Source organism: Streptomyces sp. NPDC002825 (assembly GCF_040295385.1).
GTDB lineage: Bacteria > Actinomycetota > Actinomycetes > Streptomycetales > Streptomycetaceae > Streptomyces.
The window spans coordinates 21420-33903 of sequence record NZ_JBEOVH010000019.1 but is presented as its reverse complement, the minus strand read 5'-3'; the positions used below and the strand labels follow the sequence as shown (position 1 = coordinate 33903).

The 12484-nt window shown below is 71.8% G+C and carries 12 protein-coding genes and 2 pseudogenes; 4 read left to right on the top strand and 10 right to left on the bottom strand.

Features of this window, described 5'->3' with window-relative positions:
- Positions 1-60 precede the first annotated feature (60 nt).
- Positions 61-1485, top strand: a complete 1425-nt coding sequence (locus ABT041_RS23420) for an RtcB family protein (protein ID WP_351187408.1) — start codon at positions 61-63, stop codon at positions 1483-1485.
- Between the two features lie 16 nt (positions 1486-1501).
- Here ABT041_RS23420 and ABT041_RS23415 read toward each other — a convergent pair whose 3' ends face one another.
- The 4 genes from ABT041_RS23415 to ABT041_RS23400 all read right to left on the bottom strand — a co-directional run bounded on the left by ABT041_RS23415 (position 1502) and on the right by ABT041_RS23400 (position 4719).
- Positions 1502-1942: a CBS domain-containing protein gene (locus ABT041_RS23415; protein WP_351187407.1), complete on the bottom strand. Its 441-nt coding sequence runs from the start codon at positions 1940-1942 to the stop codon at positions 1502-1504.
- Between the two features lie 28 nt (positions 1943-1970).
- A complete protein-coding gene (locus tag ABT041_RS23410) occupies positions 1971-2165 on the bottom strand; it encodes a hypothetical protein (RefSeq protein ID WP_351187406.1) in 195 nt (64 codons plus the stop codon).
- A gap of 111 nt (positions 2166-2276) precedes the next feature.
- Positions 2277-3749 carry a bifunctional aminoglycoside phosphotransferase/ATP-binding protein gene (locus tag ABT041_RS23405; protein WP_351187598.1) on the bottom strand — a complete coding sequence of 491 codons (1473 nt, stop codon included), beginning with the start codon at positions 3747-3749 and terminating at the stop codon, positions 2277-2279.
- Positions 3750-3852: 103 nt separating this feature from the next.
- On the bottom strand, positions 3853-4719 hold the full coding sequence (locus ABT041_RS23400) for a universal stress protein (protein WP_351187404.1): 867 nt from the start codon (positions 4717-4719) through the stop codon (positions 3853-3855).
- 307 nt (positions 4720-5026) lie between these two features.
- Here ABT041_RS23400 and ABT041_RS23395 point away from each other — a divergent pair, with 307 nt between their 5' ends.
- From ABT041_RS23395 to ABT041_RS23385, 3 genes and pseudogenes are all read left to right on the top strand, one after another.
- Positions 5027-5491, top strand: coding sequence for an Hsp20/alpha crystallin family protein (locus ABT041_RS23395; protein ID WP_351187402.1), 465 nt, complete (start codon positions 5027-5029; stop codon positions 5489-5491).
- Between the two features lie 99 nt (positions 5492-5590).
- On the top strand, positions 5591-6223 hold the full coding sequence (locus ABT041_RS23390) for an Rv1733c family protein (protein ID WP_351187400.1): 633 nt from the start codon (positions 5591-5593) through the stop codon (positions 6221-6223).
- Positions 6220-7179 (top strand): annotated as a pseudogene (locus ABT041_RS23385) (alpha/beta fold hydrolase); the annotation flags it as partial. The gene ABT041_RS23390 and the pseudogene ABT041_RS23385, both read left to right, overlap by 4 nt.
- On the opposite strand, the pseudogene ABT041_RS23380 reads toward ABT041_RS23385, so the two are convergent.
- From ABT041_RS23380 to ABT041_RS23355, 6 genes and pseudogenes are all read right to left on the bottom strand, one after another.
- Positions 7084-7698: pseudogene (locus tag ABT041_RS23380) on the bottom strand (protein-L-isoaspartate(D-aspartate) O-methyltransferase); the annotation flags it as partial. The pseudogenes ABT041_RS23385 and ABT041_RS23380 sit on opposite strands and share 96 nt — an antisense overlap.
- 530 nt (positions 7699-8228) lie before the next feature.
- Entirely contained in the window at positions 8229-8375 is a 147-nt protein-coding gene (locus tag ABT041_RS23375; protein ID WP_351187398.1) for a hypothetical protein, read from the bottom strand.
- A 543-nt stretch (positions 8376-8918) separates the two neighbouring features.
- The gene (locus tag ABT041_RS23370; protein WP_351187396.1) at positions 8919-10244 is read right to left on the bottom strand and encodes a PP2C family protein-serine/threonine phosphatase; all 1326 of its coding nucleotides are present in this window, start codon (positions 10242-10244) and stop codon (positions 8919-8921) included.
- 321 nt (positions 10245-10565) lie between these two features.
- On the bottom strand, positions 10566-11042 hold the full coding sequence (locus ABT041_RS23365) for a DUF317 domain-containing protein (RefSeq protein ID WP_351187394.1): 477 nt from the start codon (positions 11040-11042) through the stop codon (positions 10566-10568).
- Between the two features lie 236 nt (positions 11043-11278).
- A complete protein-coding gene (locus tag ABT041_RS23360; protein ID WP_351187596.1) occupies positions 11279-12007 on the bottom strand; it encodes an FAD:protein FMN transferase in 729 nt (242 codons plus the stop codon).
- A 46-nt stretch (positions 12008-12053) separates the two neighbouring features.
- A complete protein-coding gene (locus ABT041_RS23355) occupies positions 12054-12476 on the bottom strand; it encodes an FMN-binding protein (protein WP_351187392.1) in 423 nt (140 codons plus the stop codon).
- Positions 12477-12484: the final 8 nt, after the last annotated feature.

The window sequence follows — 12484 nt, the reverse complement described above, 5'->3', positions numbered from 1 at the left end:
CGCGAAGCCGTAACGCCGAGGGTCTACTGGAAGTCAGGGGCCCGGGAAGGGACGACGGGCATGGACATCACCCTGGTGGAAGAGACTCCTGTCCGGTTCCGTATCGAGCGGCAGGGACCGATGCGGGTGCCCGGGGTCGTCTTCGCGACGCGACGCCTCCTGCCGCAGGCGGCCGGGGACAAGGCACTGCAACAGGTGGCCAACGTGGCGACCCTGCCGGGCATCGTCCGCGCCTCGTACGCCATGCCCGACGTGCACTGGGGATACGGTTTCCCGATCGGAGGCGTGGCCGCCACGGACGTCGACGCGGGCGGAGTGATCTCGCCCGGCGGTGTCGGGTTCGACATCTCCTGCGGCGTCCGGCTGCTCGCCGCCGGCATCGACCGCGGCCCGCTGGAACCACGGATGCGACGCCTGATGGACATCCTTGGCGACACCATCCCGCGCGGCCTGGGGCCCGGCGGACTCTGGAAGATGTCCGGACGCCCCCAGCTGGAGGAGCTCATGGTCGCCGGGGCCGCGTACGCCGTCGCGCGAGAGCGGGGCGTGCCCCGCGACCTTGAGCGATGCGAGGACGGCGGGACGTTGCCGGGGGCCGATCCGTCGCAGGTGGGGCAGCGGGCGGTGGACCGCGGACTTCGGCAGGTGGGCAGCCTGGGTTCGGCCAATCACTTCCTGGAGGTGCAGGCCGTGGACCGGGTGTACGACGAGCGGACCGCGTCCGCCTTCGGTCTCCACGCCGGCCAGGTGTGCGTCATGATCCACTGCGGTTCACGCGGACTGGGACACCAGGTGTGCAGCGACCACGTCCGCGTGATGGACCAGTCCCTGCGCTCCTTCGGCATCGAGCTGCCGGACCGGCAGCTGGCCTGCGCGCCTGCCGTCTCCCCGCCGGGCAGCGCCTATCTGGGGGCGATGGCCGCCGCCGCGAACTACGGGCGCGCGAACCGTCAGCTGCTCACGGAGGCAGCGCGCCAAGCCTTCACCGTCGCCGCCGGGGTGGGCCTCGACCTCGTCTACGACGTCTCCCACAACCTGGCGAAGATCGAGAGCCACGACGTGGACGGGGTACGGCGCCGGTTGTGCGTCCACCGTAAGGGCGCCACCAGGGCCCTGCCGCCCGGCCACCCGGACCTGCCGGACGATCTCGCCGAGGCCGGGCAGCCCGTCCTCGTCCCCGGCACGATGGGCACGGCCTCGTACGTGATGGCCGGCGTCGCCGGTAACCCCGCCTTCTGGTCCTCCGCCCACGGCGCCGGCCGCGTCTGGAGCCGACACCAGGCGCTGCGCCGGGTACGTGGCGAGGAACTGCACGAGGAGTTGGAGTCGCACGGCATCGCGGTCCGGCCGAAGTCCTGGCGTGCGCTCGCCGAGGAGGCGCCCGACGCCTACAAGGACGTCGACGCCGTGGCCGCCGCGACGGAGGACGCCGGCCTCGCACGGCTGATCGCCCGTCTGGTGCCGCTCGGGGTCGTCAAGGGATGAAACTGCCGGGGCATGGTCAGGCCCCGCGTGAACGGGTGTTCGCGGAGGGCGGCCCGGGTGGTTCCTCGAGCACGCTCCAGGCGACCGGCCCCAGGAGGTCTCCCAAGCGCTGGAAGACGTCGATGAGCATGTCGTCCACGGTGAGGACGCCCACGACTCGGTGGTCCTCCAGAACGGGCAGGCGCCGGACCCCCGCCCTGCGGAAGGTCCGGTAGGCCGTATGGATGTCGTCGGCGACGTTCACCGTGATCACGGGTGAGGTCATCACCGAGTCGATCGCCTCGCTCGCGTCGAGGCCCCTGGCGAGGGCGGCCAGCGCGAGGTCGCGGTCGGTGACGATGCCGCGGAGGGCGCCGCCCTCGGTGACGATCACGGAACCGACCCCGTACTCGGCCATCTCGCGGGCGACTTGTCGCAGCGGTGTGCCCATGGGCACGGATACAGCCGGATGGCTCATTGCCTCGGTGATCCTCATCGACAGGCCCTTACAGTCCCTGGGACAGCAGCAGTTCGTGCGCCAGCCGGGCACCGTGTGCCGCTTGCTTCTCCCGCTCGACGTCCTCCGAGGGGATCTCCTCCAGCCCTTCGGCCAGCGCTTTGACGGCCTGGGCCAGGACCTGCACCTGGGTCTCCAGGATGCGCAGCCTCTCGTGCTCGTTCGGGGCGATGTTCTCGGACATCACGTCTCCTTTCGCGGGGGAACGGGGGAGGGCTCTCCCGTTCGACGGGGTGGGTCGTGCCGTGGGCCTGGTACGGGTTCGTCGCAGCGATGTCCTGCGCGTCTTCCGTTGCTAGTCCGGGGCCATGTAGGGGCGGCGGAAGACCAGGCGGCCGGTGCCGTGCGGGCGTACGGCTGCCAGCGCCTGGGAGACCGCGGCCTCCAGGGGGCCGCTGGTGTCGATCGCGACGGCCTCGGCCCACGGAGGCTCCCGCTCCGCCATGGCGAGCACCACGCCGAGGTCCGCGTCGGACGGTCCGGCGGAGCGGGTCTCCAGGCGGGCCGCCGTCGTCTCGTCCGGGACCCGGCAGTGCAGGGCCACGAGGTCGGCGCTGGTGCGTTCGGCCACGCGGTGTGCGGCTTCGCGCTGTGCGGCGTTCGACCAGGTGGCGTCGAGGACGACGGACTCGCCGCGGGACAGCAGCGCCGCTGCGCGCTCCAACAGGGCGGCGTACGTCCGGTCGGTCCACTCGGGTGTGTACAGGCCCTCGCCGTAGGGGGCCGCAGCGGACTGGTCCACCGGGATGCCGGCGAGTTCCTTGCGGAGGCGGTCGCTGCTGAGGAGCGTGACGCCCAGGCGGTCGGCCAGCGCACCGGAGACGGTGGACTTGCCGCTACCGGGGAGTCCTCCCACGAGGGTCAGGCCGACGGCGGAGGCGCGCAGGTGCCGCAGGGTCGAGGAGATCAGCCGCCTTGCGGTGAGGTCGGCGTCGGGCGCGCCCTGGCGGGCCTGGATCAGGGAGACCTTGGCGCGGACGAAGGCGCGGTAGGCGACGTAGTGGTGCCGCAGCGTCGGCGGCGCGGGGTCGGCGGAGTACTCGCTGTAGCGGGCGAGGAAGAACGCTGCCAGATCCGAGGCGTCGAGCTGTTCCAGGTCCATGGCGAGGAAGGCGGCGTCGTCCAGGCCGTCGACGTAGCGCAGGTGGTCGTCGAACTCCAGACAGTCCAGCACCCGGGGGCCGTCGTCGAGGCAGAAGACGTCCTCGGCGAGCAGGTCGCCGTGCCCGTCGACGATGCGGCCCTGCTCGATGCGCATGTCGAACAACGGCTCACGCCCGGCGAGATAGCGGCGGACCAGTTGCTCGATCTCCGCCACCTCCTCCAGCACGCGGTCTTCCACGGCCATCTCACGCACCTGCGCGAAGCTCGCCTCCCAGCGCGCGGACAGGGCGTCCCGGGTGCCCTGCGCGTCCGAGTCCGGCGTGCGGGGTGCGCTCGCGTGGCGGGTGGCGAGCAGCCGGGCGACGGCCCGTAGGGCATCGTCGACGACCATGCCCTCTCGTACGAGCCGGGACAGGCGGCGCTCGGTGGGCATGCGGCGCATCGCCACGAGCGGCTCGGGTGCCTCCGCGCCGGGGACGCGGATCTCGCCCACGCCCAGGTAGACGTCCGGGGCGAAGCGGCGGTTGAGAGCGACCTCCCGCTCGCATGCGGCCCGCCGTGCCTCCACGGTGCTGTAGTCCAGGAACTTCAGGTCGACCGGCTTCTTCAGCTTGTAGGCACGATCGCCGACGAAGAACACGACCGCCGTGTGGGTCTCGCGCACCTCCGCCCGCGGGAGCGCGCCGGTGTCAGGGACCACGTCAGGCCGGAGGGTGGCAGTGTGCTCCTGGCGCGCTGTCGCCGTCAGCTCGTTCAACGGGGTCGGCTCAGTCATGGGGGACGACGGCGACGGGGCAGCGCGCGTGGTGCAGGGCGGCATGGGCCACGGGACCGAGGCGTGGTGCGAGCGGGGGACGGTGCTTGCGCCGGCCGACGACCAACAGTTCGGCACCCTCTGCGGCGCGCACGACAGCCTCGGCCGGGCTTTCGAGCCGGACGGCGTCGACCGGCTCCACGCCGGGGAACCTCTCGCGCCAGGGGCGGAGGACTTGAGCGAGCTCCTTCCCCGCGCCCTCCGTGATCTCCTTGGTGACCTCGTGGTCCACTCCCCACGGCGTGTGCGCATGGAGCGGCAGACTTCGGCCGTGGACGACCTGGAGGGGCACGCCGCGGGCTGCGGCGGCCTCGAAGGCGAAGGCGAGCAGGTCGTCACAGGGGCCGTGCAGCTTCAGCGCGACCACGACGCCGCCGGTGTCGGGCGCCGTGCCCTTTTCGCGGGCCTCGGGACGGACCAGGACCACGGGCCGCGTGCCCCGTGCCACGACGGCCATGCTGACGGAGCCGAGGAAGTAGCTCTCGGCGGACGTCAGGCCGCGCGAACCCAGCACGGTCAGCTCGGACTCCGATGCCGCCTTCACCAGGGCGTCCTGCGCGTCGTCGGCGACCAGGTTGCCGACGATCACGAGGCCCGGGTGGCGGGCCTGGAGTTCCGCCTGCGCCTTGTGCACGAGACGCTTCGCCCAGTAGTTCTGATCGATCTCCGACGCGGCGTGGACCGGCTCGGGCGCGAGCATGGGCCAGGCATGCATCAGGCGCAGCGTCACCTTGCGCCGCTCCGCCTCGTCCGCGGCCCAATAGGCGGCGGCCATGCTCTCGGGTGAGCCGTCGAGGCCGACCGTGACGACTGGCTCCATGGCACCTGTCTCCCTCTCGTACGACGCCGCGGGGAGGGGCACGCGAGCGTCGGCGCCTGAGCACCGGAGCACGCCCCTTCCTCTCGTTCGAGGAGTACCCCAGATCGTCCGGCCGCGCATGCGGGCCGCGATGTGACCCGGCTCGGGAGCACCGGGGCATCGCAGCTGTGCGCCGGAGGGCCGACAGGTCCCCGGAAGCAGTGCCCCGTTCGGCCCTGTTACGGGCCCGTCCGGCACTCGGACGGCACGCCTGCGGGCGCCAGCGTGGGGATGACAGGTCGATCCACGATGCAAGGAGCGAACGATCATGTCAACGGACATGGAACGCCGTCGCGGCCGCTTCCCCGAGTTCCCCGACGTCAGGGATTGGTTCGGCGACCTTCCCCGCTTCCCGATGTGGCGCACGGCCTTCGGCCGGCACGCCATCCCGATCGAGGTGACGAGCGGGGAAGGACAGTACGTGCTGAAGGCGGAGCTGCCCGGGGTGGACCCCGACAAGGACATCACGATCACTGTGGAAGGCGACGTGCTCACGGTCAGCGCCGAGCACGAGGAGAGCAGCGAGACGAAGGACCACTCCGAGTTCCGCTACGGCTCCTTCGAGCGCGCGGTGCGCCTGCCGGAGACGATCAACCCCGAGGACGTGAAGGCCGAGTACGCCGACGGCATCCTCACCGTCAGCGTCTCCATCCGCCAGCCTCAGGAGACCCGCTCCCACACCGTTCCCGTGACCCGCGCCGGAGAGTCCGGCGGGGCGGAATCCACCGCATGAAACCCCGTTGCATCCCGGATCCACCCCTGCGCGCCGACACCATCACACCGCGCCGAGCCCGTGGGGGCCCGGCGCGGGCCCCCCACCTGGAGCCCTGCCATGCGCGACGGACCGATACCGACTCCCGGACAGCCGCAGCGGCCCTGGCACGACGGCCGGAACGGCGACCCTGCCGGTCCGGACGTCAATCCCCTGCGCCGTCCCTGCGACCGGACCCGTACCCGCTGGCACGTCGGCCTCGCCCTCGCGCTGCTCGTCGCCCTGATCTCCGGTGTGATCGTGGGTGCCCGCATGTGGAGCGGCGCGGGACGTACCGCCCGTGCCGAGGCCGCCCACCGCCATGAGACCACCGCGACCACCCTCGCCCGCGCCACAGGAGTGGCGACGGCGGCCCGCTTCGGCAGACCCGCCACGTCCGTCGACGCCTCCTGGCGCGCCCCCGACGGCACACCGCGCACCGGCAAGGTCGCCGTCGAGCCCCGTACCGCCGAAGGCACCAAGGTGACGATCTGGGTCGACGACGCCGGAGCGGTCACCCGTGCCCCGCGCAGTACGGCCGAAGGGCGGTTCGGCGCCGCCGTCGGCGGTACGTTCGTCGCCGGGGCGCTCGCCCTGACCGCCGCCGGCGTGGTCGGCCTGCGTCTGCGGCGCGCCGAGGCCGCCACCCTGGACGACTGGGAGAGCGAGTGGGCCGTCGTCGAACCGCTGTGGACCCACCGTGGGCGTACATGAACCGGTCCGGAGTAGTGAGTACCGTGCGGTGTCCTCGGCAGCCGGCACCCCTGGTCGCCGAGAGCCCTCTCGGGAGCGACCATGAGAGCCGAGGGGGCGTGCCTGACCTTCGGGACGTGTCCAGAGAGACGGACGCGGAAGGACCCTGCTGGCCGTACAGGGTTCGCGGGAGGAAAGTGTCGAAACGGCGGTCGTCGCGGGAGATGTCTGGGCCCGCGGCGTCCCCATCTGCCGCCTTCCGGCTTCCCCGGGCGGGCATGTCACCACCGTCGAGGGCGCGGGGGAGCCGAGCCCGGGGCGGGCCCTGCTGGAGGCAGATCGACTCTCTGCGGAGTCCAACGGCGAGGAGGAGTGTGGTGCTGGAGTTCGAGACCAGGTTGGTGACTTTTGCGGACGACCGCCGACTCGCGTACGCCGAGTTCGGCGATCTCAGGGGTCGGCCCGTCCTCCATCGCCACGGAGGCCTGATCGGGCGGCTCGATGTCGTCAGCGCGGCGGATGAGGCTCACGCCCTCGGGATCCGTCTCGTCTCGCCGGACTGGCCCGGCGTCGGCCGCTCCGATCCCAAGCCGGGCCGGACGACCCGGGATTGGGCCTCGGACGTGGCACAGTTGGCCGACGAGCCCGGGATCGAGCGCTTCTCCGTCTATGGCTGCTCGATGGGAGGCCAGTACGCGCTTGCGTGTGCGGCGGTCCTGGGTGCGAGGGTGGACCGGGTGGCGTTTGCTTCTGGGGCGGTGTCGTCGGACGGCCCGGACGCTCTCGCCGAGCTGAACCGCGGCGATCGTGCCACCGTGCGGTCAAAGGGCAGGGAACTCGGTCGGTACGTGTCAGCGCTGATCGTAGCCATGGGCGCCGTACAGGCGGACGAAGTGGGCCGCCGTGACCGTCGCGCGGAGCGCCAGGCCGTGGGCCTGCCGCTCGTACAGCTCTACGTGTTCCCGTCCGCCCGGGCCGATGGGCTGGACGAGCCGGCCACCGGTCCGCAGCTGCGCGACCAGCGGCTCCGGTACCTCGGGGAAGGCGGCGCAGACGATGACGGCGTCATACGGTGCACGGGCCGGCATACCGAGGGTTCCGTCGCCGAGGACGATCGTGGTGTTCTCAATGCCCTGCGCGGCGAGTCGGCGGCGGGCCTCCTCGACCAGATCCGGCCAGCGTTCGACGCTGACCACGTACGCGGCGAGACGGGCCAGCAGCGCGGTCTGCCAGCCGTAGCCGGTGCCGATCTCCAGGACGCGTTCGCTGCCGGTGAGGCCGAGTGCGGACACCATCATGGCGACCAGTGAGGGCTGGGTGGTCACCTGGTCGCGCGGGAGCGGTACGGGCGTATCCCGGTAAGCGGACGCCACGTGCTCGGCGGGCACGAACTCCGCCCGTGGGGTGCCCCGGACAGCCTTGAGCAGCCGCTCGTCCGTGACCCCTGCGGCACGCGCCGCTCGGACCAGATCCTCTGGAGACGACGCGTGCGTCATGGGCGAACCTCTTCCATGCTCCCAGAGTCCGCTCGCGGACCGTCCCTCGCTACTCAATCGGTCTCCCCAGTGAGGCCACCTGCCCGGTCCGTCGGTCTCGCGTCCTCGTCCCGATTCCCTCCTCCATGTCACGTCGAGGACCTTCCAGGCGAGTTACCAGGGGCCGGAGGGGTTCGTGCAAGGCGCGACGCTGATCCTGTCCGAGGAACTCTTCCGGAACGACGTCAAGATCGGACACAACGGCGGGGTGTGCACCGTGTCCGCCACCCGCCCGGACGGTACCGGCGATGCCCGGTGCACCATCACCTCTGCCCTGCCCGACGGGGACATCGCCTTCCAGGGCTTGTTTCCCGTTGCCGCCGGACAGGTGGGAGGTGTCACCAGGGCCGTGCCGGCCGGGGACTTCGAAGCCGCCACCACCGGCGGCCCCGGCCGCTGTCGCACAGCGAGAGGGTTCATGCACGGCCACCCCGTCGACGAGCGGACCACGCGAGTGGAGGTCCACGTGATCAGGTGGGCGCGTCCTGCTCTCACGCTCGCCGCTGCTCGAGGACGGACGGTCCGATCCGCAGTCCTTCCTCGGCGGTGACCGCGGGATGGGTCGCCACCTGGAAACCGTCCCCCCATGTCAGGCCGATGTCCAGGACGGGCGCGAAGTCATCGGCTTCGAAGATCACGACGATCGCCGCGTCCTCGGAGGCTGTCCGGTACTCGCCGCGGCGGTGATTCCGCTCAGGAGCGTAAGCGTGGCTGCCCGCTGCCGTATGTGGACGCCGACAGGCCCGGCCGCGGACACGGCGGTGACGGCGTGTCCGCGGACGAGAAGGACGTCCCCAAGGGGGACCGCCGAAGCTGGCAGCATTCGCCCGTCACGCCGGGACTTCTCGCACCAGGTTCAGTGAAGCTCCGAAGGCGCCTACCTCGTACCGGAACCCGTCAGCCCTTGGGGCGTTCGGTTGCGACGACATCACCGAAGGCGCGGCGGTCACGGTCCACAAGCGTTCCGGACGGTGGTCGCCATGGGAGGCCTCGGTGAGTCGACCGAGGTGGGGACGGCCTGTCGCCTTGAGGTGCTCGTCCCCGATGTCCCTACCGGCCGGGGCTCCTACAAGGTGGAGACCACTCACCGAGGGCTCTCCAGATCAGCGAGGAGGACGCGATGAGTGGAGCTTTCGGAGGCACCCTGAAGCGCACCATGGAGTGCCCGAGCGCTCGCGCTTTCACGTGTGCGGGGTGCGGAGGGCGAGGATGGCCATGTCGTCGTGGCCGTCGCTGGGGTGGTGGTCGGCCAGGGCGTCGACGAAGTCCTGTAGGGGCAGGCCGATGTAGGCGATGGCGAGTTCGGCGAGTCGGTCCAGGCCGTCGTCGATGGGGTGGGCGGGGTGCTCGACGAGTCCGTCGGTGTAGAAGACCACGGTGGCTCCTGGCGGCAGCGGGTGGGTGTGGTCGGGGCGGTGCTGTTCGGTGTTCACGGCCAGGGGGAGACCGGGCTCGGCGAGGAGGTACCGCGTCTGCCGGTCGGGGGTGATCAGGAGCGGGGGGAGGTGGCCGGCGGTACTCCAGTGCAGGGTCCAGCCGTCTTGTGCCGGTTCGATGCGGGCGAGGCATGCGGTGGTGACGGGCAGGTCGGTGATGGCGTGCAGGGTGCGGTCGAGCTGCTTCAGGACGGAGCTGGGCGGGGTGAGGCGGTCGTAGAGCAGTGCGCGGAGCATGCTGCGGGTCTGGGCCATGGCCGCGGCGGCGTGCAGGTCGTGGCCGACGACGTCGCCGATGACGACGGCGCAGGCGTTGTCGGGCAGCCAGATGGCGTCGTACCAGTCGCCGCCGAGATGGCCGGGGGCGGTGGCGGGGCGGTAGACGGCGGCTCCGGTGAACGGGTGGAGGTCGGGCAGGGTGGGCAGCAGGAGTCGCTGGAAGTGTTCGGCGCTGTCGCGGACCTGTTCGAACAGGCGCATGTTCTCGATGGCGATGCCGGCGGCGCCGGCCAGGGTGACGACGATGTCCTCGTCCTCGCGGTCGAAGGGGCGGCCGTCACGGCGCTCGGACAGGTACAGGTCGCCGTAGATCGTTCCCCGCACGCTGATGGCGACCCCCAGCAGAGTGCGCATCGGCGGGTGGCCGGGCGGGAAGCCGACGGAGGTCGGGTGGGAGGCGATGTCGTCGACCCGCAGGGGCCGGGGGTTGCGGATCAGATGCCCGAGAACACCGCGCCCGCGGGGGAAGTCGGTTCCGGACAGGTCGGCGCGCTCGGACTCCGACAGTCCGGCGGTGATGAACTGCTCCAACTCCTGACCGGCCTCGTCCAGCACGCCCAGTGCCCCGTAGCGGGCTCCGGTCAGGTCCATGGCGGTGGTGACGAACCGGTGCAGCACCGCCGGCAGGTCCTCTTCCTGGCTCAGGGCCAGGACCGCGTCGAGCAGGCTCTGCAACCGGTCCTTGGCCTTCGCCAGGTCCCGCAGCTTTCCGGCGATCGCCTCCAGCTGGGCATCCAGTCGCAGCCGCAGGTCGGGAAGAGACGCCTGCTCCGACTCCTCGCCATCCGTCATCACGCGGCCGTTCGATGCCCGCGGGCGGCGGCTCTGGGCCTGCGGGAACCGGTGTTCGCCCTGCCGGTGACCGACTCGAACGCGAGCAGATGGGCGGGACAGGAGGAAGGCAGCGGCTGCATGTGAGGCATCGTGCCAGGCCGGACACCCGGTGACGGGCGTTGACGCGGAGCGTGTCCCGCGCCGGGCAGGGCGTCGGCTGCCCGGACCGGCCGTATGAGGCGTGATCAGCGGACGCGACCGTGTCGCTGGGGAACCGCGGCGGGAGGCCGGGAGGCGCGGGGCGTTCCGTGTGGCGGGGCGGGCGGAGGAACTGCGAGCTCAGCGGCAGTGTCGGCGAGTTGGGAGAGGACGCCATGGGCGACCCCGGCGGACAGGCGGATGACCTGACCCATGTCGCCTGGTCGAGGGCTTCGCCTCCGTACAAGGTCCACCGATCGTCGGTGGCACGGGGGGCTGTGCTCGAAAGCGATGGTGCGGTTCGGGGAGCGCCAGGTCGTCCGGGCTGGGTGGCACGACAGATACCGCCCTGGCGTTCCGCAGTGGCTCGTGCGGCTCCGTGGCGCTCACGGGGAGCGGGGCGTCGAGGTGCTGCGGCAGGGTCTGGATCAGGGGGATGGGGGTGTTGGCGGTGACGGCGGCGTGCCAGAGCCGTTCGCCGACTGGTCCGTTGTACTCGGCGATGGTCCAGGCGGTGTCGGTGCGGTGCGTGCTTCGTGGCCGAACTCGGCCCGGACGGTCAGGCTTTCGTGTGAGGCGATGGCCGTCTCGTCGCTCCAGGTCCGGTGCTTCTCCCACCGGGGGTCGTCGTCGGGGGAGGAAGTGAGGAACTCCTCGTGTCCGCCCAGAGCGGCGGTAGGCGGCGGCGTCGGCGCCGTGTCGGTGCTCGTGGCGGATCCGCTCGCCGGCGTCTGCCCGTGGAGCACATGGCGGACGGCCTTTTCCAGGTCGGTGAGAGGCGCGGGGCTGGGGCGGACGGCGACGGAGTGGCGCCGGTGGAACTCGGCGATGGCTTCGGTGCAGGAGAAGAAGCCTTACCCGGATGGGGCGAAGGGGAAGTCCTTGGATGCCCGCGCCTCACCGTCCGCAGTGACGGTGAGAAGGGCGTACCCCGGCAGAGAGGCGATCCACCGATGTGCTGCAGTGGCCCCCAGGACGATTGCCGCCGTCGCGTGGACATCGGCCCACAGCAGCTCCGGGCCGGTGACGGTCGCCGCCAGCAGTCCGGTGGCCGGGGTCCGGGCGCGCGGGTCGACGATGTGTGCGCCACGCTCGGTCGTCCCCGAGGTGGCGACCGCGTGGTCCCTTCCGGCCACCACCGCCAGCAGCCGCCCCGGCCGCCGGGGATCGGCGATCCCGGTGCGCCAGACACCCGCGGGTCCCGGCGCGCCGCCGACCCGTACGTCCCCGCCCGCGTTCACGCACACGTCGGTGGCGCCCGCCTCGTACAACACCCGCCAGGCCCGCTCGGCGGCCCAGCCCTTCACCAGACCGCACGGATCCGGCCGTCCGTCCGCCCAGGCGTCGAAGGCACCCCGGGTACGGCTGTGCGCCCGTTCGCACAGCTCCAGTACGTGGCGAACCTCGGGCGGGGCGTCATCCCGGCCCAGCTCGCCGCGCCGCAGCCGGCTGACGGCGCTGTCCGGCAGAAACGGGGAGTACATTCGGTCGGCCTCGTGCAGCAGCGCCACCGCGTCCGCCAGTGCGGCCCGCAGTACGGGCGTCGGCCGGTGGCGTAGAGTGAACGAGACCACGGTGCCCATCACCGGTTCGGCATGCCGCCATGGAACCCCACCCGCCCCGGCCCGGTCACCCATGAGCCCGGTCCAGTGCGCTCTGCAGGGACCGGATGTAGCCCTCGCTGGTGTAGGTGGCCCCCGACACCGTGTCGATCTGCGCGCTCTGCGCGGTCAGTGTCTCGCTGGTGAGCATCGGTACCGCGTAGCCGGCGATCTCCCGGTCGCGTTCGTTCTCCGACGGTGTCCTGACCGCCACGGCCTCGGTGATCCGCCCGCCGCTGAGCGTGACACGCACCTGAACCGGCCCGTACCGGGTGGCGACGGAGTCCCCGGTGTACGTGCCGGAGACCGGGCCCCCGGAGCTCGTACCGGAGGATCCGGGTCCGGTCGGGGCGACGGTGACCGGCGGGACGGCCGGATGGTGCGGTTTCAGGGCGAGCAGCGAGCAGATCCCGGCCGCGGTCACGGCGACGGAGAGCAGCGTACGGCGCATCGGATTCC